Origin of the sequence: Pseudomonas nitroreducens (assembly GCF_014204515.1) — a bacterium.
Classification (GTDB): domain Bacteria; phylum Pseudomonadota; class Gammaproteobacteria; order Pseudomonadales; family Pseudomonadaceae; genus Pseudomonas; species Pseudomonas nitritireducens_A.
The window spans coordinates 95,943-115,806 of sequence record NZ_JACHLI010000005.1 but is presented as its reverse complement, the minus strand read 5'-3'; the positions used below and the strand labels follow the sequence as shown (position 1 = coordinate 115,806).

General features: G+C 66.9%; 19 protein-coding genes. 8 read left to right on the top strand and 11 right to left on the bottom strand.

Translation table 11 applies throughout. From position 1 onward, the window contains the following. Positions 1-153 precede the first annotated feature (153 nt). The gene (gene argE / locus HNP46_RS08745) at positions 154-1,293 is read right to left on the bottom strand and encodes an acetylornithine deacetylase (RefSeq protein WP_184587823.1); all 1,140 of its coding nucleotides are present in this window, start codon (positions 1,291-1,293) and stop codon (positions 154-156) included. Between the two features lie 187 nt (positions 1,294-1,480). Here argE and HNP46_RS08740 point away from each other — a divergent pair, with 187 nt between their 5' ends. From HNP46_RS08740 to HNP46_RS08725, 4 genes are all read left to right on the top strand, one after another. Next, positions 1,481-2,845, top strand: coding sequence for an inorganic triphosphatase (locus HNP46_RS08740; protein WP_184587821.1), 1,365 nt, complete (start codon positions 1,481-1,483; stop codon positions 2,843-2,845). 192 nt (positions 2,846-3,037) lie between these two features. Then, on the top strand, positions 3,038-4,822 hold the full coding sequence (locus HNP46_RS08735) for a GspE/PulE family protein (protein ID WP_184587819.1): 1,785 nt from the start codon (positions 3,038-3,040) through the stop codon (positions 4,820-4,822). A 139-nt stretch (positions 4,823-4,961) separates the two neighbouring features. After that, the gene (locus HNP46_RS08730; RefSeq protein ID WP_184587817.1) at positions 4,962-5,888 is read left to right on the top strand and encodes an SPFH domain-containing protein; all 927 of its coding nucleotides are present in this window, start codon (positions 4,962-4,964) and stop codon (positions 5,886-5,888) included. Then, positions 5,888-6,334 carry an NfeD family protein gene (locus HNP46_RS08725; RefSeq protein ID WP_184587815.1) on the top strand — a complete coding sequence of 149 codons (447 nt, stop codon included), beginning with the start codon at positions 5,888-5,890 and terminating at the stop codon, positions 6,332-6,334. The genes HNP46_RS08730 and HNP46_RS08725 overlap by 1 nt, the downstream gene beginning before the upstream one ends. 132 nt (positions 6,335-6,466) lie before the next feature. Here the strand turns inward: HNP46_RS08725 and lgt are convergent, their stop codons facing one another. Both lgt and HNP46_RS08715 read right to left on the bottom strand, forming a co-directional pair. Beyond that, complete coding sequence (gene lgt / locus HNP46_RS08720) at positions 6,467-7,267, bottom strand: prolipoprotein diacylglyceryl transferase (RefSeq protein ID WP_184587813.1); 801 nt, start codon at positions 7,265-7,267, stop codon at positions 6,467-6,469. A 23-nt stretch (positions 7,268-7,290) separates the two neighbouring features. Further along, positions 7,291-8,073, bottom strand: a complete 783-nt coding sequence (locus tag HNP46_RS08715) for a sulfite exporter TauE/SafE family protein (RefSeq protein WP_184587811.1) — start codon at positions 8,071-8,073, stop codon at positions 7,291-7,293. A 113-nt stretch (positions 8,074-8,186) separates the two neighbouring features. Here HNP46_RS08715 and HNP46_RS08710 point away from each other — a divergent pair, with 113 nt between their 5' ends. After that, a complete protein-coding gene (locus HNP46_RS08710) occupies positions 8,187-8,933 on the top strand; it encodes an NRDE family protein (RefSeq protein ID WP_184587808.1) in 747 nt (248 codons plus the stop codon). On the opposite strand, the gene HNP46_RS08705 is transcribed toward HNP46_RS08710, so the two are convergent. The 3 genes from HNP46_RS08705 to HNP46_RS08695 form a co-directional block, all read right to left on the bottom strand. Next, positions 8,930-9,955, bottom strand: coding sequence for a sensor domain-containing diguanylate cyclase (locus HNP46_RS08705; protein WP_184587800.1), 1,026 nt, complete (start codon positions 9,953-9,955; stop codon positions 8,930-8,932). The two genes, HNP46_RS08710 and HNP46_RS08705, sit on opposite strands and share 4 nt — an antisense overlap. Positions 9,956-10,040: 85 nt before the next feature. Beyond that, entirely contained in the window at positions 10,041-12,320 is a 2,280-nt protein-coding gene (ptsP, locus tag HNP46_RS08700; protein WP_184587790.1) for a phosphoenolpyruvate--protein phosphotransferase, read from the bottom strand. Between the two features lie 31 nt (positions 12,321-12,351). Further along, positions 12,352-12,831 (bottom strand): RNA pyrophosphohydrolase, encoded by a 480-nt coding sequence (locus tag HNP46_RS08695; RefSeq protein WP_045215602.1) that lies wholly within the window; start codon positions 12,829-12,831, stop codon positions 12,352-12,354. Positions 12,832-12,978: 147 nt separating this feature from the next. On the opposite strand from HNP46_RS08695, the gene HNP46_RS08690 reads away from it, so the two are divergent. Then, on the top strand, positions 12,979-13,635 hold the full coding sequence (locus HNP46_RS08690) for an HAD family hydrolase (protein WP_184587787.1): 657 nt from the start codon (positions 12,979-12,981) through the stop codon (positions 13,633-13,635). A 46-nt stretch (positions 13,636-13,681) separates the two neighbouring features. Here HNP46_RS08690 and HNP46_RS08685 read toward each other — a convergent pair whose 3' ends face one another. The 4 genes from HNP46_RS08685 to ilvA all read right to left on the bottom strand — a co-directional run bounded on the left by HNP46_RS08685 (position 13,682) and on the right by ilvA (position 17,560). Continuing rightward, positions 13,682-14,149 (bottom strand): DUF2269 family protein, encoded by a 468-nt coding sequence (locus HNP46_RS08685; protein ID WP_184587785.1) that lies wholly within the window; start codon positions 14,147-14,149, stop codon positions 13,682-13,684. Then, entirely contained in the window at positions 14,146-15,417 is a 1,272-nt protein-coding gene (locus HNP46_RS08680) for an SDR family oxidoreductase (RefSeq protein WP_184587782.1), read from the bottom strand. The genes HNP46_RS08685 and HNP46_RS08680 overlap by 4 nt, the downstream gene beginning before the upstream one ends. A gap of 77 nt (positions 15,418-15,494) precedes the next feature. After that, positions 15,495-15,962 (bottom strand): DUF2269 domain-containing protein, encoded by a 468-nt coding sequence (locus tag HNP46_RS08675; protein WP_184587780.1) that lies wholly within the window; start codon positions 15,960-15,962, stop codon positions 15,495-15,497. Positions 15,963-16,033: 71 nt separating this feature from the next. After that, complete coding sequence (ilvA, locus tag HNP46_RS08670) at positions 16,034-17,560, bottom strand: threonine ammonia-lyase, biosynthetic (RefSeq protein WP_184588152.1); 1,527 nt, start codon at positions 17,558-17,560, stop codon at positions 16,034-16,036. A gap of 203 nt (positions 17,561-17,763) precedes the next feature. On the opposite strand from ilvA, the gene rpiA reads away from it, so the two are divergent. Both rpiA and HNP46_RS08660 read left to right on the top strand, forming a co-directional pair. Next, a complete protein-coding gene (rpiA, locus tag HNP46_RS08665; RefSeq protein ID WP_184587776.1) occupies positions 17,764-18,435 on the top strand; it encodes a ribose-5-phosphate isomerase RpiA in 672 nt (223 codons plus the stop codon). A 91-nt stretch (positions 18,436-18,526) separates the two neighbouring features. Further along, positions 18,527-18,859: a YegP family protein gene (locus HNP46_RS08660; protein WP_184587774.1), complete on the top strand. Its 333-nt coding sequence runs from the start codon at positions 18,527-18,529 to the stop codon at positions 18,857-18,859. On the opposite strand, the gene HNP46_RS08655 is transcribed toward HNP46_RS08660, so the two are convergent. Next, positions 18,856-19,785, bottom strand: a complete 930-nt coding sequence (locus tag HNP46_RS08655; protein ID WP_184587772.1) for an SdiA-regulated domain-containing protein — start codon at positions 19,783-19,785, stop codon at positions 18,856-18,858. The genes HNP46_RS08660 and HNP46_RS08655 overlap by 4 nt on opposite strands. Positions 19,786-19,864: the final 79 nt, after the last annotated feature.

Genomic DNA, 19,864 nt, shown 5'->3' with positions numbered 1-19,864 from the left:
CTTGGAAAGCCTGTCGTTCGAGTGGGCGGAAATCTGTCGGATGCGGCCGGAACTCGGCCAGGGGCGGCGCGGTTATCGTCGTCGCAGGAACATCGACAGGTTTCTCCTCATGAATACGTTAGGCCCGTTTCCGGGCGCTCTACAGGCAACTGTCTAGAGACAGTAATGACGGATCAGTCCGCGCAGCAGTTCCACGCAGGGCTCGATTCGATCGAGTTCGAGGTGTTCGTCCGGCTGGTGGGCGCAGGCAATGTCGCCGGGGCCCAGCACCAGGGTCTGGCAGCCGAGCTGCTGAAGATACGGTGCTTCGGTGCCAAAGGCTACCGCTTGTGCCGTGTGCCCGGTCAGACTTTCCGCCAGCTGCACCAGCTCGCTCTGCGCCGGTTCCTCGAAGGGCGGCACGGCGGGGAACAGCGGGGCATAGTCGATCTTCACCGCGTGGCGTTCGGCGACGGGCTGCAAGCGCTCGCGGATGGCCTGGCGCAGAGCCTCCGGCTGCATCCCGGGCAGGGGACGCAGGTCGAACTCCAGGGCGCACTGGCCGCAGATGCGGTTGGGATTGTCGCCGCCATGGATGCAGCCGAGGTTGAGGGTCGGCTGCGGCACGCTGAACTGCGGGTTGTTGAACTCCGTCTGCCATTGGCTGCGCAGGCCCTGCAGCTCGCCCATCACCGCCTGCATGGCCTCCAGCGCACTGCGCCCCAGGCTGGGGTCGGAGGAATGGCCGCTCTGCCCGAGGATGTCGATGCGCTCCATCATCACGCCCTTGTGCAGGCGGATCGGCTTGAGGTTGGTCGGCTCGCCGATCACCGCCGCGCGGCCCAGCGGCCGCCCGGCTTCGGCCAGGGCGCGGGCGCCGGCCATGGAGCTTTCCTCGTCGCAGGTGGCGAGGATGATCAGCGGCTGCTTGAACGGTTGGTCCAGCAGCGGCAGCAACGCCTCGATGGCCAGGGCGAAGAAGCCCTTCATGTCGCAGGAACCCAGGCCGAACCAGCGCCCGTCGCGCTCGCTCAGACCCAGGGGATCGCTTTTCCACAGGGCTTCGTCGTAAGGCACGGTGTCCGTGTGGCCGGCCAGCACCAGCCCGCCGGGGCCGCTGCCGAGGGTGGCGAGCAGGTTGAACTTGCCCGGCGCCACCGGCTGCAGCTCGCAGGCAAAGCCCAGGCCCACCAGCCAGTTGCCCAGCAGCTCGACCACCGGGCGGTTGGACTGGTCCAGCGCGGGCTGGGTGCAGCTCACCGAGGGGATGGCGATCAGCTCGGCGAAGCGTTGTTGGAGCGGCGGCAACGGCATGGCTTTCTCCAGAAGATGGCCTCCACTATGGACCATGCGGCGGTGCGGTAAAACCTCGCGGCGCCCGGCAGGAATGCCGAAGTCCTGTAAACTGCATGACTTTGAAGTCTTTTTCGCGTCCGTCGTTCCGTCCTTGCTCCACAAGGCCGGGAATCCGGGCGCGTCCGCTCTGACCCGGACCCCCGCCATGCAGAAAGAAACCGAAATCAAATTGCGCGCCAGCCGCGAGACCCTCGAAGCCCTGCGCGAGCATCTCGCGCTGAAGAAGCGCAACAAGTCCGGCTGGGAGCCCCGCGAGCTGTTCAACCAGTACTACGACACCCCGGCCCGCGACCTGGCCCGCGCCCGCGTCGCGCTGCGCCTGCGCAAGGACGGCGAGCAGTTCATCCAGACCCTGAAGACCCGTGGCCAGAGCGTCGCCGGCCTGTCCGAGCGCAACGAATGGGACTGGTACCTGGAAAAGAACAAGCTCGACCTGAAGAAGCTCGACGACCAGTGCTGGCCGGCTGCCCTGGCCGACCTGGACAAGAAGACCCTCAAGCCGATCTTCAGCACCGACTTCACCCGCCAGCGCGCGGAGATCGCCTGGGGCCGCGGCAAGGCCAAGGTGGTGATCGAGGCCGCACTGGACCTGGGCAAGGTGGTCGCCGGCAAGCAGGAAGAGGAAATCTGCGAGCTGGAACTGGAACTGCGCCAGGGTGAGCCTGAGGCGCTGCTGGACCTGGCCATCGAACTGGCCGCTGACCTGGCGCTGATGCCCTGCGACATCAGCAAGGCCGAGCGCGGCTACCGCCTGTTCGACCCGGCCAGCTACAGCATCCAGCCCGACACCCAGAAGCTGCTCCACGAGACCCCGCTGGACGGCGCCTTCGCCGCGCTGTCCTGGGCGCTGCTGGGCAGCAGCCAGCGCCTGGCCGAGCAGTACCGCTTCAACGGCCACTGGAGCCTGCTGGAAAGCTGGCTGCAACAGCTGGTCGACTTGCGCGCCCTGCTCGGCAGCCTCGGCCAGGCCGTACCGCGCGCCACCACCCGCGAGCTGCGCGCCGCCCTCGACGCGCTGATCGCCGACTGGCAGCCGCGCATCGAACAGGGTCGCCACGACGAATCGGTACGCCAGCAGATGCCGGAAGCCTTCCGCGAGGAACTGGCCAATCTGCGCTGGGGTCAGTTCTCCCTGAGCACCTCGCGCTGGCTGCTGGGCAAGGCCTGGATGAACGAGCGCAACGAACGCGCCAATCGCCTGGGCGGCGCCGCCGTCGGCAAGTGGCTGCAGCGCACCCTGGGCGAAGAAGCCCAGGCCATGCCGCTGCAACGCGCCCAGCACCTGCCCGAAGTGCTCGCCGACCAGCTGCCGCGCCTGCAGCGCATGCTGGTCTGGCTGCGCCTGGCGCGCGGCGTCCTGGAGCTGCCGGAAACCGATCGCCTGTATGGCGAGCTGGCCAAGCTGCAGGAGCTGCTCGTCACTCCCGACGCCGAGGGGCGCCTGGATGCCCTCGCGGCCCAGGCCCATACTGTGCTGACCCTCAAGCCGTGGAAGGCGCTTTTGAAATAAGCTTCAGGCTTCAGGCTTCAGGCTTCAGGCTTCAGGCTTCAGGCTTCAGGCTTCAGGCTTCAGGCTTCAGGCTTCAGGCTTCAGGCTTCAGGCTTCACAGTCGAGCGTGCATACCTGAGCACGGGAACCCAAGCTCTTTCCTGCAGCCTGAAGCCTGTAGCCTGCCGCCATCCCGCGACAAGAGGAGTTCCGATGTCCGTCTTCGCCCCCTCCGCCCAGGACCGTCTGCTCGACCTCGGCGACATCCTGCGCGAGCTGGTCAACCAGGGCCGCGTCGATCAGAACGACGCCGAGCAATGCCTGGCGATCCGCCGCAGCGCGGTGAAGAACCAGCAGCACCCGCTGGAATTCCTCGCCGCGCAGCAGGTCGAGGACCGCCAGCGGCCGGGGCGCAAACTGGACCTGGACACCCTGGTGAAATGGCTGGCGGACTATGCCGGCCAGCCGTACCTGCGCATCGACCCGCTGAAGATCGACGTCGCCGCGCTGACGCCGCTGATGTCCTATGCCTTCGCCCAGCGCCACCAGATCCTCGCCGTCGCGGTCGGCCCGGACGAGGTGACCATCGCCAGCGCCCAGCCCTTCGTGCACGCCTGGGAAAGCAACCTCATCCACGTGCTCAAGCGGCCGATCAAGCGCGTGGTAGCCAACCCCGCGGACATCCAGCGCTTCACCGTGGAGTTCTACCGCCTGGCCAAGTCGGTGACCGGCGCCAGCTCCTCGGACCAGAAGATCAGCGGCGTCGGCAACTTCGAGCAGCTGCTCAACCTGGGCGCCAGCGACCAGGAGCCCGATGCCAACGACGCGCACATCGTCACCATCGTCGACTGGCTGTTCCAGTACGCCTTCCAGCAGCGCGCCAGCGATATCCACATCGAGCCGCGCCGCGAGCAGGGCACGGTGCGCTTCCGCATCGATGGCGTGCTGCACAACGTCTACCAGTTCCCGCCGCAGGTCACCATGGCGGTGGTCAGCCGCCTGAAGTCCCTGGGCCGGATGAACGTCGCCGAGAAGCGCAAGCCGCAGGACGGCCGGGTGAAGACCAAGACCCCGGACGGCGCCGAAGTGGAACTGCGCCTGTCGACCCTGCCCACCGCCTTCGGCGAAAAGATGGTGATGCGTATCTTCGACCCCGAGGTGCTGCTCAAGTCCTTCGACCAGCTCGGCTTCTCCCCGGACGACCTGCGCCGCTGGGAGAGCATGACCAGCCAGCCCAACGGCATCATCCTGGTCACCGGCCCCACCGGCTCGGGCAAGACCACCACGCTGTACACCACGCTCAAGCAGCTGGCGACCGACGAGGTGAACCTGTGCACCATCGAGGACCCGATCGAGATGATCGAGCCCTCGTTCAACCAGATGCAGGTGCAGCACAATATCGACCTGACCTTCGCCAGCGGCGTGCGCGCCCTGCTGCGCCAGGACCCGGACATCATCATGGTCGGCGAGATCCGCGACCTGGAGACCGCCGAGATGGCGATCCAGGCGGCGCTCACCGGTCACCTGGTGCTCTCCACGCTGCACACCAACGACTCGCCCACCGCCATCACCCGCCTGCTGGAACTGGGCGTGCCGTACTACCTGATCCGCGCTACCGTGCTCGGCGTCATGGCCCAGCGCCTGGTGCGCACCCTGTGCCCGCATTGCAAGGCGCCGATGGAGCTGCACGAAGAGGACTGGCAGGAAGTCACCCGCCCGTGGAACGCCCCGCTGCCCACCGGCGCACACCAGGCCGTGGGCTGCCTGGAATGCCGCGACACCGGCTACCGCGGGCGTGCCGGGGTCTACGAGATCATGCTGCTCAGCGAATCGCTGAAGGAGCTGATCACCGCCGACACCGACCTCATCCCGCTGCGCCGCCAGGCCTACAAGGAAGGCATGCGCAGCCTGCGGCTGTCCGGCGCGCAGAAGGTCGCTGCCGGCCTCACGACCATCGAGGAAGTGCTGCGGGTGACGCCGCAAAGCGAACAGAAATAAGCCGCCCGTCAGTCGTCTGAGGAAAAGTCCGCCGGCTACTGCTGCACTTTCCCGCATGCCCGCCTGGCGTGCCGGTTAAACTCGGCCCTCACTCAATCCACGCCAGACCTGTTATCCAAGCCGACAAGGAGTCCCTCGCATGGAAATCGGCAGTGTTGCCCTGCTTTTCGTCATCCTCGCCATCGTCATCGTCCTCATGGGGTTCAAGGTGGTGCCCCAGGGTTTCGAATGGACCATCGAGCGCTTCGGCCGCTACACCGTCACCCTGAAGCCCGGCCTGAGCATCATCATCCCGGTGGTGGACCGCGTCGGGCAGAAGATCAACATGATGGAGCGGGTGCTCGACGTGCCGCCGCAGGAAGCGATCAGCGCCGACAACGCCATCGTGCAGATCGACGCCGTGTGCTTCTTCCAGGTGGTCGATGCGGCCCGCGCGGCCTATGAGGTGAGCGGCCTGGAAAACGCCGTGCGCAACCTGGTGATGACCAATATCCGCACCGTGCTCGGCTCCATGGAGCTGGACCACATGCTCAGCCAGCGCGACGCGATCAACGAGCGTCTGCTGCGCACCGTCGACGAGGCCACCGCGCCTTGGGGCCTGAAGGTCACCCGCATCGAGATCAAGGACATCAGCCCGCCGGCCGACCTGGTGGAAGCCATGGCCAGCCAGATGAAGGCCGAGCGCCTGAAGCGCGCGCAGATTCTCGAGGCCGAAGGCCGCCGCGCCGCGGAAATCCTCACCGCCGAGGGCAAGAAGCAGGCGCAGATCCTCGAAGCCGAAGGCCTGCGTCAGGCGGCCTTCCTCGAATCCGAAGCCCGCGAGCGCCAGGCCGAGGCGGAAGCCAAGGCGACCGAAGTGGTGTCCGCGGCCATCGCCAACGGCAACGTGCAGGCGGTGAACTACTTCGTCGCACAGAAATACGTCGACGCCCTCGGCCAACTGGCCAGTTCCAACAACAGCAAGATCGTGCTGATGCCGCTGGAAGCCAGCCAGGTGATCGGCGCGGTCGGCGGCATCGGTGAAATCGTCAAGGCCACCTTCGGCGACACCAAGGGCCGCAGCTGATGCTGGGCTTCCTGGAGCACATGGGCTTCTGGGACTGGCTGGGGCTGGGGATCGTCCTGCTGATCCTGGAAATCTTCGGCGCCGGCGGCTACCTGCTGTGGATCGGCATCGCCGCCGCCCTGACCGGCGTGCTGGCATTCCTCCTGCCAGGGCTGGACTGGGTCTGGCAATGCCTGGCCTTCGGCGTGCTGGCGATCCTCACTGCGCTGTACTGGTGGAACCACCAACGGATCAACAAGCGCGACAGCGCCCCTTCCAGCCTGAACCGCCGCGGCAGCGAGCTGGTCGGCCGGCAATTCGCCCTGCATGACGCCATCGTCGGCGGGCGCGGCAAGATCCGCGTCGGCGACAGCGTGTGGCTGGTCAGCGGGCCGGACCTGCCTGTTGGCACCCAGGTGCGCATAACCGGGCAGGACGGGGTTCTGCTGCTGGTGGAAGCCATCTGACGACGGCGTGCGCCTGTAGGAGCGAGCTTGCTCGCGAACAGCCCATCTGCGGTCCCATTCGGTTCGCGAGCAAGCTCGCTCCTGCAAGCAGCAAAAAGCCGCCCGAGGGCGGCTTTTTCATTCAGGCGAAACTCAGCTCGCGGCCGGCTGCGCCGGGGCGCGGCGGTAGGCCCAGACCATCAGCGCGGCGCCGCCCAGGACCATCGGCACGCACAGCACCTGGCCCATGGTCAGCCAGCCCCAGGCCAGGTAGCCCAGCTGGGCATCCGGCACGCGGACGAACTCGACGATGAAACGGAAGATGCCGTAGCACAGCACGAACAGGCCGGACACCGAGGCGGTCGGGCGCGGCTTGCGGGTGAACAGCCAGAGCACGACGAACAGCGCCACGCCCTCCAGCGCGAACTGGTACAGCTGCGACGGATGGCGCGGCTCCGGGCCGCCGGTGGGGAAGACCATCGCCCAGGGCACGTCAGTCACCTTGCCCCACAGCTCGCCGTTGATGAAGTTGCCGATGCGCCCGGCGCCCAGGCCGATCGGCACCAGCGGAGCGATCAGGTCCATCAGCTGGAAGAAGCTCTTGTTGTTGCGCTTGCCGAACCACCAGGTGGCCAGCATCACGCCGATCAGCCCGCCGTGGAACGACATGCCGCCCTTCCACACCTCGAAGATCAGCGTCGGGTTGGCGATGTATTCGTCCAGGTTGTAGAACAGCACGTAGCCCAGGCGACCGCCTAGCACTACGCCGCACGCCACCCAGAACACCAGGTCGGAGAGTTTCTCCTTGGTCCAGGTCGGGTCGAAATCCTTCAGCTTGCGCGACGCCAGCAGCCAGGCGCCGCCGATGCCGATCAGGTACATCAGGCCGTACCAGTGGATTTTCAGCGGCCCGAGCGCAACGGCAACCGGGTCGATCTGTGGATAAGGCAGCATCCGCTACTCCTTCAAACTGGAATTCAGATCAGGAAACTCAAGCCCACGCTGAACAGCAGCAGGGCGAACAAACGCTTGAGCACCAGGGCTGGCAGGCGGTGAGCCAGCCGTGCCCCGATGCGGGCGAAGAACATGCTGGTGACGGCAATGCCCACCAGCGCCGGCAGGTAGACGAAGCCCAGGCTCAGCTCCGGCAGCTGGTCGTTGTGCCAGCCGACGGCGATGAAGGATATCGCGCCGGCGATGGCGATCGGCAGGCCGCACGCCGAGGAAGTCGCAACCGCCTGTTGCATGGAGACGCCACGCCAGGTCAGGAAAGGCACGGTCAGCGAACCGCCGCCGATGCCGAAAATGGCTGAAGCCCAACCCACCACGCCGCCGGCCACGCCCAGGCCGAAGCGCCCGGGCAGGCTGTGCTGGCCTTTGGGCTGCAGGCCCAGCGCCATCTGGATCGACACCAGGATGGCGAAGGTACCGATGATCTTCTGCAGCACCGGGCCCTGGATCTTCGACGCGGTGATCGCCCCCAGCGCACTGCCGACCAGGATGCCCACGGTCATCCAGCCGAACACCGGCCAGCGCACCGCGCCACGGCGATGGTGTTCGAGAATCGAATTGATCGAGGTGAAGACGATGGTCGCCAGCGAAGTGCCGACCGCCATCTGGGTCAGCACGTCCGGCGAGAAACCGTGGGCGCCGAAGCTGAACACCAGGGCCGGGACGATGATCAACCCGCCGCCGACGCCGAACAGGCCGGCAAGCACGCCAGCACAGGCGCCAAGCACCAGGTAGAGCACGAACTCCATGGGCAACCTCGGGCAACAAAGCGGGCATGGTAGCCGAAGGCTCCCGGGCGCTCCAGCCACTCCGGGTCTTCACAGGAGTTGATAGACTGCCGGCACACTACGGAGTTCGACCCATGTGCCTGATCGTCTTCGCCTGGCGTCCCGGCCACGCCACACCGTTGATCGTCGCGGCCAACCGCGACGAGTTCTACGCCCGCCCGACCCTGCCGCTGGCGGCCTGGGAGGAATCTCCGGGCGTCCACGCCGGCCGTGACCTGGAGGCCGGCGGAACTTGGCTCGGCGTAGCGCCGGACGGCCGCTTCGCCGCGCTGACCAACGTCCGTGATCCCGACCAGCCGCTGGGCAAGTACTCCCGTGGCGAGCTGGTGGCGGCCTTCCTGCAGGGCCGGCAGGCGCCGCTGGAGTACCTGCAGCAGGTCGCGCGCCGCGCGGCGGACTACAGCGGTTTCAACCTGCTGGTGGGCGACCGCGCGCAGCTCTGCTACTTCAACCCCCGCGTCGGCCCGCCGGTGGCAGTGGCGCCCGGGGTGCACGGGCTGTCCAACGCTGCGCTGGACACGCCCTGGCCCAAGCTGCTGAAGGCTCGCGGCGCCCTCGAGGCGACGTTGCAGCAACCCGACAGCAGCGCGCTGCTCGCCCTGCTGCGTGACAACCAGCAGCCCAGCGATGCCGAGCTGCCGGAAACCGGTGTGGGCCTGGCCACCGAGCGCCTGCTGTCCAGCGTGTTCATCGCCAGCGCGACCTACGGTACCCGCGCCAGCACCGCGCTGATCGTCCATGCCGATGGCCGCCGCGAACTGCTGGAACACAGCTTCGGCCCCAGCGGCGCGCGGCTGGGCGAAGTCTCGCTGGTCCTCTAGCAGAGGACGATGCAGTCGCGCTGGCGCTTGGCCCGGTAGAGCCCCTCGTCCAGGCGCCGCAGCAGCCCGGTCAGGTCCTCACCCGGCTTCATCTGGGTCACCGAGAAGCTGGCGGTGAGCTGGGTCGGCAGCGAGACATCGGCCCGGCGCAGGCTCAGGCGCAACCGCTCGGCCAGTTCGCGGCCGGCCTCGCCGACGGTTTCCGGCAGCAGCACGATGAATTCCTCGCCGCCCCAGCGGGCGAAGCAATCCTCCTCGCGCAGGCGTCGCCGCACCACTTCGGCGACCGCCACCAGCACGCGGTCGCCGGCCGGGTGGCCAAGGCTGTCGTTGATGCGCTTGAAGTGGTCGAGGTCGAACATCATCAGGGTGCAGGCATGGCCGTGGCGCTGCAGGCGCTGCCACTCGGCGTGCAGCTGCTGCTCGAAGCGCCGCCGGTTGGCGATCTGCGTCAGCGGGTCGATCTCCGCCAGGCGCAGGGCCACCGCAGCCTGCTCGACCAGCGCCTGGTTGGCCTTGCGCAGGGCCTCGGTGCGCTGCTGCACCAGGTATTCCAGGCTGAGGTTGAGCTGGTGCAGTTCGTGGTTCTTTTCCTGCAGCGCCAGCTCCGCGAGCTTGCGCTCGTGGATGTTGCGGTGGGCGCCGATCATGCGGGTCGGCCGGCCCTGCTCGTCGAACTCGAAGAAGCGTCCGTGATCGCTGACCCACAGGTAGTTGCCGTCCTCGCAGCGACAACGGTACTCCTCGCGATAGGCGCCGCTGCGGCCCTCGAGGTAGGCGTTGAAGGCGAACATCACCCGCTCCAGGTCGTCCGGGTGGATGCGTTCCTGCCAGGTGTTGACGTTCTCGGGGAGGCTGTCCGGGTCGTAGCCGAGCATGACGTACCAGCTCGGGCTGCGGGTGACGTGGTTGCTGCACATGTCCCAGTCCCAGATGCCGTCACTGACGATGCTCAGGGCATAGCGCAGACTGCGCGCCCCGGTTTCGGGATCGGTGCGGGGAGTGACGTCAAGCTCGTCCATAAGCTTCGCCTTGGCCGGCGCGCGGCCCTGTGTCGTACGAGCCTCCCGGCCATCCAGGGTTCCGGGAGGGACTTGCGGCCCGGCGTCAGGCCTGGATGGTCGCCGCCGGGTTGATCACGCGGCCCAGGCCAAGGTTGCGCAGGGCCAGGTGCAGCGAGCTGTGGATGACCTGCGGATTGTCGAAGGTCATCAGCTGGGCGAGCAGCTCGTGAGCGCGGGACAGGGTCATCTGGCGCAGCAGCCATTTCACCTTGGGCAGGTTGGTGGCGTTCATCGACAGCGAGTCGAAGCCCATGGCCATCAGCAGTACGGCGGCGGCCGGATCGCCGGCCATCTCGCCGCAGATGCTCACCGGCTTGCCTTCGGCGTGGGAGTCGTCGACCACCTTCTTCAGCGCCTGCAGCACGGCCGGGTGCAGGTAGTCGTAGAGATCGGCGACGCGCGGGTTGTTGCGGTCCACGGCCAGCAGGTACTGGGTCAGGTCGTTGGAGCCGACCGAGAGGAAGTCCACCTGGCGCGCCAGTTCGCGGGTCTGGTACACGGCGGCGGGGATCTCGATCATCATGCCGATCGGCGGCATGGGGATGTCCACGCCTTCGTCACGCACTTCGCCCCAGGCGCGGTGGATCAGGTGCAGCGCCTCTTCCAGCTCGTGGGTGCCGGAGATCATCGGCAGCAGGATGCGCAGGTTGTCCAGGCCTTCGCTGGCCTTGAGCATGGCGCGGGTCTGCACCAGGAAGATTTCCGGGTGGTCGAGGGTGACGCGGATGCCGCGCCAGCCGAGGAAGGGGTTCTCTTCCTTGATCGGGAAGTAGGACAGCGCCTTGTCGCCGCCGATATCCAGGGTGCGCATGGTCACCGGCAGCGGGTGGAAGGCGGAGAGCTGCTCGCGGTAGATGGCGAGCTGTTCCTTCTCGCTGGGGAAGCGGTCGTTGATCATGAACGGCACTTCGGTGCGGTACAGGCCGACGCCCTCGGCGCCGCGCTCCTGGGCGCGGGCCACATCCGCCAGCAGGCCGGTGTTGACCCACAGCGGCATGCGATGGCCGTCCAGCGTCTCGCAAGGCAGCTCGCGCAGGGCGGCCAGGCCCTTGCTCAGTTCCTTCTCTTCGGCGACCACTTCGCCGTACTGCTTGACCAGCTGCGGCGACGGGTTGGTGTAGATCTCACCGTGGTAGCCGTCGACGATCAGGTCGATGCCGTCGACCTTGGAATACGGCAGGTCGACCGCGCCCATGACGGTGGGGATGCCCATGGCGCGGGCGAGGATGGCAACGTGGGAGTTGCCAGAGCCGAGTACCGAGATCAGGCCCACCAGCTTGCCTTCGGGCACTTCGCCGAGCATGGCCGGCGACAGCTCCTCGCTGACGATGATGGTCTGGTCCGGGTAGGTCAGCGATTGCTTACGCTCTTCCTGCAGGTAAGCCAGGATGCGCCGGCCGATGTCCTTGACGTCGGAGGCGCGCTCGCGCAGGTAGGCGTCGTCCATCAGCTCGAAGCGCTGCACGTGCTCCATCACCACCTGGCGCAGGGCGCCCTGGGCCCACTGGCCGGTGCGGATGATGCGTTTGACTTCGAGGCCGATGGAGGCGTCATCGAGCATCATCAGGTAGACGTCGAACAGCGCCCGCTCTTCCTTGCGCAGCTGGGTGGCCAGCTTGCTGGAGAGGTTGCGCATGTCCTCGCGGACCGATTCCAGCGCCTGCTTGAAGCGCTCGACCTCGGCCTCGACGTCGTCGATGGGTTTGTCCGGGACTACTTCCAGATCAGCCGGCGGCAGCACTACCACGGCCTTGCCCACGGCCACGCCGGGAGCACCGGGAACGCCGACGAACTTGGCCTCGCTGATGCCCTTGCCGAGCTTGCCCAGGCCGCGGATCGAGCCGGTGGCCTCGGCGTGGGCGATAACACCGGCGAGCTGCGCGCTCATGGTGACGAGGAAGGCTTCCTCGCCTTCGTCGAACTGGCGCTTTTCCTTCTGCTGAACGACCAGAACGCCCATCACTCTACGATGGTGGATGATCGGCGCGCCGAGGAAGGAGGCGTAGCGTTCCTCGCCGGTCTCGGCGAAGTAGCGGTAACGGGGGTGTTCGGAGGCGTTCTCGAGGTTCAGCGGCTCCTCGCGGGTGCCGACCAGGCCCACCAGGCCCTCGTTGGGCGCCATGCTGACCTTGCCGATGGAGCGCTTGTTCAGGCCCTCGGTGGCCATCAGCACGAAGCGGTTGCTCTCCGGGTCGAGCAGGTAGACCGAGCACACCTGGCTGCCCATGGCCTCCTTGACCCGCAGCACGATGATGCCCAGCGCCGCCTTGAGGTCCTTGGCGGAGTTCACTTCCTGGACGATCTTACGCAGCGTGTTGAGCATGGCGTGGGGGTCTAACTCCTTGAACTACGTGCTAGTCGCGCGCGAGCAGGCGCGGTGCCAATTCCTTCAGGGCCCGGCGGTAGACCTCGCGCTTGAAGGTCACGACCTGGCCCAGCGGGTACCAGTAACTTACCCATTTCCAGCCGTCGAACTCGGGCTTGCCGGTCACATCCATGCGCACCCGGCTTTCCTCGCCGGTCAGGCGCAGGAGGAACCACTTCTGCTTCTGCCCGATGCACAGCGGCTGGCTGTTGGTCCGCACCAGGCGCTGCGGCAGGCGATAGCGCAGCCAGCCACGGGTACAGGCCAGAATCCTGACGTCCTGCTCTTCCAGGCCGACTTCTTCGTTCAGTTCGCGGTACAGCGCTTCCTCAGGGGTTTCGCGGGCGTTGATGCCGCCCTGGGGAAATTGCCAGGCTTCCTGGTTGATGCGCCGTGCCCACAGGACCTGTCCGACATCGTTGCAAAGGATGATGCCGACATTGGGGCGAAAACCATCGGGATCGATCACGGCGGTACATCCTCGAAATCGCGTGTGCCCGCATTGTTCCACAAAGCTTGTGACAGCGGCAACGCGAGGCGCGGCGTCATGTGCAGGGTGGGCAAAAGCCGTTACTCTAGGCGACTTTTCCGTATTGGCAACCGGCGGTAAACCATCGTGCGACTGGCTCTCTTCGATCTCGACAACACCCTCCTGGCCGGCGACAGCGACCACAGCTGGGGCGAATGGCTGTGCCAGCGCGGACTGGTGGATGCCGGTGAGTACCAGGCACGCAACGATGCTTTCTACGCCGACTACGTCGCCGGCACCCTCGATGTGTTCGCCTACCAGGCCTTCACCCAGGCGATCCTCGGCCGCAACAGCCTCGACCAACTGGCCACCTGGCACCGCCAGTTCATGCAGGACGTCATCGAGCCGATCATCCTCGCCCGCGGCGAAGCCCTGCTGGCCGAGCACCGTGCCGCTGGCGACAAGCTGGTGATCATCACCGCCACCAACCGTTTCGTCACCGGCCCGATCGCCGAGCGCCTGGGCGTGGAGACGCTGATCGCCACCGAATGCGAAATGCTCGACGGTCTCTACACCGGCCGCACCTGCGACGTGCCGTGCTTCCAGGGCGGCAAGGTGACCCGCCTCAACCGCTGGCTCGAAGAAACCGGCCTGAAGCTGGACGACGCCTACTTCTACAGCGACTCGCGCAACGACCTGCCACTGCTGGAGCTGGTGGCCAACCCGGTGGCCGTCGACCCCGACGACACCCTGCGCGCCACCGCCACCGAACGCGGCTGGCCGGTGATCAGCCTGCGCGGCTGAGCGCTCGTCAACCTGCGCTGAGCGCTGCTGTACCGGCGCTGAAGGCTCAGAAGCCCTTGTTGACCATCAGGTAGAAGATCGCCAGGAAGGCCAGGAACGCCGGCCAGCCCAGGGCGAACCACCAGCGCATATAGAGGAAGGCGCGCGGCGGCAAAGCCGTACCTTCCCGATGCGCAGTCTCGGCCATGTCGCGCACGCGGATCTGCAGCCACACCACCGGCAGCCAACAGACGCCGGCGAACACGTAGAGCGCCAGGCTCCACAGCAGCCAGCCCGAATCCAGCGGCCAACCGGCCATGTGCGCCATGGCGATGCCGCTCAGCGGCTGGAACACCGCCGTGGTGGCGATGAACAGCCAGTCGGCGGTGACCAGGTGGCGGAAGGTGATGCGGATCGCTTCCAGGTTGCCGCTGCGCCAGGCGCGCCAGCTGTAATAGGCCGAGCCCAGGCCGGTACCGAACAGCAGCGTGGAAGAGAGGATGTGCAGGGTCTTGAGCAGCAGGTAGAGATTCACGCGGCGTCCTTGTCGGGGGCGGGCTCGCTGGCCAGCAGGGCGATACTGGCGAGCAGGATGACCAGGTTCTTGCCCACGGCCATGAACGGGTCGAACCAGTAATGCGGCAGGCGCCAGCTGATCAGCAGCGTGTAGCCGAGCATCAGCGCGATCTGCGCCAGCAGGGCACGACGGCGCCAGCGGCGCAGCAGCAGGCCCAGCCCGAGGAGGCCATCCAGCAGCGCCCCGGCGATCACCGCGACCGAAGCCAGCCAGCCGTTCACGCCGAACTCGGCCATTATCCGCAGGCCCCAGTCAAATCCCGGCCCGAGGCAGACGACGGCCGTGCCAAGCCAGACGGCCAGCAGGACACCCAGCCAGACCGGCCTCAGGCAGTCGGACAGCACAGCGCGGCCATCGGGCCAGCCGAGCAGGCGCAGCGCCAAGGGAGCCGGCCGATAGCCACAGGCATCCGCCAGTGGCTCGGCGCTGGCCAGGTTGTCACGCCGCATCATGCGCAACAGCTGCGGGCTTAGCGGCCCCCAACGCAGACGCGAAGCCAGAGCGCAGAACCCTTCGAACATCTTCCACGGCAGTCCCGGACGGCGCACCGACCGCAGTCCCTGAGCCTGACGCAGCAGATCCAGCAGCTCGCCCTGGGTCATCGGCTGTGCGCCCACCAGCGGCAGGACCAGGCTCCGCTCGGGCCAGCGGCGCAGCAGCGCCAGCACCGCGCCCACCAGGTCATCGACATGCAGGGGCTGCAGGCGCGCAGGACTCCGCGGCATCGGCAGCCAGGGCAGCCGCGATAACCTCGCCAGCCAACCGCTGCTGGCACCGCCCTCGCCCAGCACCAGGGAAGGACGCAACACCACCGAGGCCGGGTACGCCAGGGCCGCCTGGTCGGCCAACGCCTTGCTGGCCAGGAAGGGCACATCCGGCTGCTCGCCGGCGCCCAGCGCTGACAGCTGGAGGATTCGTGCACCCTGTTGCGCCGCCTGGGCAAAAAGACGTTGCGGGCCCAGCGCCTGAGTGTGCGTCAGCTCTTCGGCGTCTTCGCTGAGCACGCCGGCGGCGTTGATCAGGACATCGACCCGCTCGGGCCAGTCGAACGCGGCGGGGTCATGCGCCAGCGTTTGCAGGTCCAGCGCCAGCCACTGCACGCCGGTCGTGTCCGCGGCCTCTGGCACGCGACGCGCCGTGGCGAAGACCCGGTGGCCTTCGGCAAGCAATGCAGGCAGCAGATGGCGACCGAGAAAGCCCCGGGCACCGACCAGAAGAATATTCATGAGGGTATTTCGAACTCGCGAAGTCCGGCCATCTCAGGTGAACCGCTGCGGCGCAACCCGGCAATCCGCCAGGCGAATCACACCGGCTTGCTGATCATCAGCGCGAGGATCGCGATCACGCACAGCAGCGCCAGCACGAAGAAGGCCAGGCCGAACTTCCATTGCCGCGCGGCGCTGGCGGCAATCGGCTCGCCGCTGCTCTGCGCCACCAGCGCGAGGTCGCGGATGCGCCACAGGCGGGTGGTGAACAGCAGCCAGAAGATCGTCGCGACGATCAGCAGGCAGGCGCTGGCCAGCAGCCAGGTCTGGCCCAGCGGCCAGCCGACGGTCTGCACCATGCGGTAGCCGGTGACCGGCAGGCTGGCGACGCTGCCGGCCACCAGTACCCAGCCGATCAGGCCGATGCGCTGCAAGGCCTTGGCGATCACCCCGGCATCGCCGCTACGCCAGCTGCGCCAGCCGTACCAGGCCAGACCGATGATGGCCAGGAACGGCAGCACCGCGGCGATGCCGTGGAGGATGCGGAAGGTCTGCAAGCTTTCCATTTCAGCGAATCCCGTGATCGATCCTGCGATCTGCCAAGCCTAGCATTACCCTGGCCGGACCAGCCCCGGCCTCAGCCGAGGAACAGGCGGTAGGCGGGGTTGTCCGTCTCGTCCCAGTAGGGGTAGCCGATCTCGTCCAGCGCGGCGGACACCAGGTGGCGTTCGTCTTCCGGCACCTGCAGGCCCGCTACCACGCGACCATCGGCGGCGCCATGGTTGCGGTAGTGGAACAGGGTGATGTTCCAGCGGCCGCCCAGGCGGTTGAGGAAGTTGAACAGCGCGCCGGGGCGCTCCGGGAACTCGAAGCGGAACACCTGCTCGCCGGACACCCGCGGCGAATGGCCGCCGACCATGTGGCGGATGTGCAGCTTGGCCAGCTCGTTGTCGGTCAGGTCGAGCACCGGGAAGCCCTGCTCCTGCAGCTGCTGCACCAGCGCCGCGCGCGGGTCGTTCTCCGGATGCGTCTGCACGCCGACGAAGATATGCGCCTCGCTGTCGGTGTTGTAGCGGTAATTGAACTCGGTGATCTGGCGCTTGCCGATGGCCTCGCAGAAGGCCTTGAAGCTGCCCGGCCGCTCGGGGATGGTCACCGCGATGATCGCTTCGCGCTTCTCGCCCAGCTCCGCGCGCTCGGCCACATGGCGCAGGCGGTCGAAGTTGATGTTGGCGCCCGAGTCGATGGCCACCAGGGTCTGGCCCTTCACGCCTTCGCGCTCGACGTACTTCTTGATCCCGGCCACCGCCAGCGCGCCGGCCGGCTCGGTGATCGAGCGGGTGTCGTCGTAGATGTCCTTGATCGCCGCGCAGATCTCGTCGGTGCCGACGGTGATCACCTCGTCGACATACACCTTGCAGATCTCGAAGTTGTGCTGGCCGATCTGCGCCACGGCGACGCCGTCGGCGAACAGCCCGACCTGGCCGAGCACCACGCGCTCGCCGGCGGCCTTGGCGGCCTGCAGGCAGTTGGAGTCGTCCGGCTCGACGCCAATGACCTTGATCTCCGGGCGCAGGTACTTCACGTACGCGGCGATACCGGCGATCAGGCCGCCACCGCCCACCGGCACGAAGATCGCATCGAGGCTGCCCGGATGCTGACGGAGGATTTCCATCGCCACGGTGCCCTGGCCGGCGATCACGTCCGGATCGTCGTACGGGTGGATGTAGACGTAGCCTTTCTCTTCCACCAGCTTGAGCGAATGCGCCAGCGCATCGGGGAAGGCATCACCGTGCAGCACGGCCTTGCCGCCACGGGCACGCACGCCCTGGACCTTCAATTCCGGGGTGGTGCGCGGCATCACGATGGTCGCCTTGATGCCCAGCTCGCGGGCGGCCAGCGCCACACCCTGGGCATGGTTGCCGGCGGAGGCGGTGACGACACCGCGGGCGAGCTCTTCCGGGCTCAGCTGCGCCAGCTTGTTGTAGGCGCCGCGAATCTTGAAGGAGAACACCGGCTGCAGGTCTTCGCGCTTGAGCAGAATCTGGTTGCCCAGGCGCTCGGAGAGCTGGCGGGCGGGCTGCAGGGGCGTTTCCACGGCAACGTCGTAGACACGCGAGGTGAGGATCTTCTTGACGTAGTGTTCGAGCATCGGAAGGGCTATATCGGCGGCTTTTCGAGGAACCGCGAGTCTACTCCAGCCGGCGCGGCGCGGGCCACCGAACAATCCGCGCGCAGATCACCATAACAGTTGCCCGACGGCGCAACACCGGGGTGCCGCCGGCCGCTATAATCCGCCCTCCCGTTCACCCTTTTTCAACAGCCCCCGGCGCTTTCGCGTCCAGCCAGGTAAGAAGACCCTTCGCCATGAACCAGGATCAGCTCAAGCAGGCTGTGGCCCAGGCCGCCGTCGACCACATCCTTCCGCACCTCGACAGCAAGAGCATCGTCGGCGTAGGCACCGGCTCCACCGCCAACTTCTTCATCGACCTGCTGGCCAGGCACAAGGCCGAGTTCGACGGCGCCGTGGCCAGCTCCGAAGCCACCGCCCAGCGCCTGAAGGGCCATGGCATCCCGGTCTACGACCTGAACACGGTCAGCGAGCTGGAGTTCTACGTGGACGGCGCCGACGAGACCAACGAGCGCCTGGAACTGATCAAGGGCGGCGGCGCCGCGCTGACCCGCGAGAAGATCGTCGCCGCGGTGGCCAAGCAGTTCATCTGCATCGCCGACGCCAGCAAGCTGGTGCCGATGCTCGGCGGCTTCCCGCTGCCGGTGGAAGTCATCCCCATGGCCCGCAGCCACGTGGCGCGCGCCCTGGTGAAGCTGGGCGGCGACCCGGTCTACCGCGAAGGTGTGCTGACCGACAACGGCAACATCATCCTCGACGTGCACAACCTGCGCATCGACAGCCCGGTGCAGCTGGAAGAAGCGATCAACAACATCGTCGGCGTGGTCACCAACGGCCTGTTCGCCGCGCGCCCGGCCGACCTGCTGCTGCTGGGCACCGCCGAAGGTGTGAAGACCCTCAAGGTCTGACGCCCTCGGGCGCCATCCACCGGGTGGCGCCTTCTGCAGCACCGGCAGCCGTCTACGCTGGGATGACCCGCCCCGCCCCAGGAGACGCAGCATGGCCGCCAAGTACCATCTGAAGAAGGCCAGCGATGGCCAGTTCTACTTCAACCTGCACGCCAGCAACGGCGAGATCGTCCTGACCAGCGAGCTGTACCGGGCCAAAGCCTCGGCTCACCAGGGGATCGATTCGGTACGCAGCAACTCCCAGCGCGAAGGTGCCTTCGAAGTGAAGGTCGCCAGCAACGGCAAGCACTGCTTCGTGCTCAAGGCCAGCAACGGCCAGATCGTCGGGCAGAGCCAGATGTACGCCAGCCGAGCCAGCGCCGACGCCGGCGTGGCAGCGGTGAAGCGCTACGCGGCAGATGCGCCGATCAGCGACGACACCTAGTCCTCGGCTGCCTCGCGCTTCTTGAACACGTAGAAGAGGTTGGGTTCGCTGACCAGGTACAGCGTGCCCTGGTCATCCATGGCGATGCCTTCAGCCTGCGGCACGCTGCGACGCAGGCCCTGCATGCCGCGCAGCAGCGACAGCGAGCTGATCGGCTCGCCATCGGCCGTCAGCTCCAGCACCAGCCGGGATTCGTCGGACAGCGCCAGCAGGTGTCCGCTGCGCTCGTCGTACTGCAGGCTGGAGAGATCGCGGACGAACAGGTTGCGGTTGTGTTCCAGGTCTTCCACCACGTGTACGGCGATGGGCTGCTCCGACTGCTCGTAAGGGAAGCCACGCACCTCATAGATGTGCACCGGCTTGCGCTCCTTGGCGACGAACAGGCGCTTGCCCAGCGAGTCGTAGGCGAGTCCCTCGAAACCGCTGTTGCCACCGCGCCCCAGGGCCAGGGCGAGCTGCTGGGCGTCTTCTACATGCAGCTCTTTCGTATCATCGTGCAGCTCGACGCGAATCAGCCGCTGGTGGGTTTCATCGCTGATCACGTAGACATTGCGGCTGATGTATTCGACAGCCTCGGTATCGCCGAATCCATGCAACTCGATCCTGCGCAGCACCTTGCCCTCCAGCGACAGCTCGACCAGCTCGTTCTGCTTGTTGGTCACGGTGAACAGGGTCTGCCGGTCCGGGTCGTAGGTCAGAGCCGAGACGTTGTCCTCCAGCCCCTCGATCGGCTGCGCCTCCAGCACCACGCGGTAGTCGGGCAGCCAGATCGACTGGTCCTTCCATTGCGCAGCGTGGCGCCACTCGTTGAACTTGAACCAGGCACGCTCGTAGACCCGCAAGCTCTGGCCCAGCGCAAGCAGCACCGCCAGGGCGAGCAGAGCCAGCAGCATGAACAGACGACGGGGTTTGAGCAGACGACGCATGGAAGACTCGGATCGACGTTGGCGTGGCAGCTTCGCAGCAGCGCCTGAAGCCAAACTTAAAGGCCATCGGGGGCTGCGA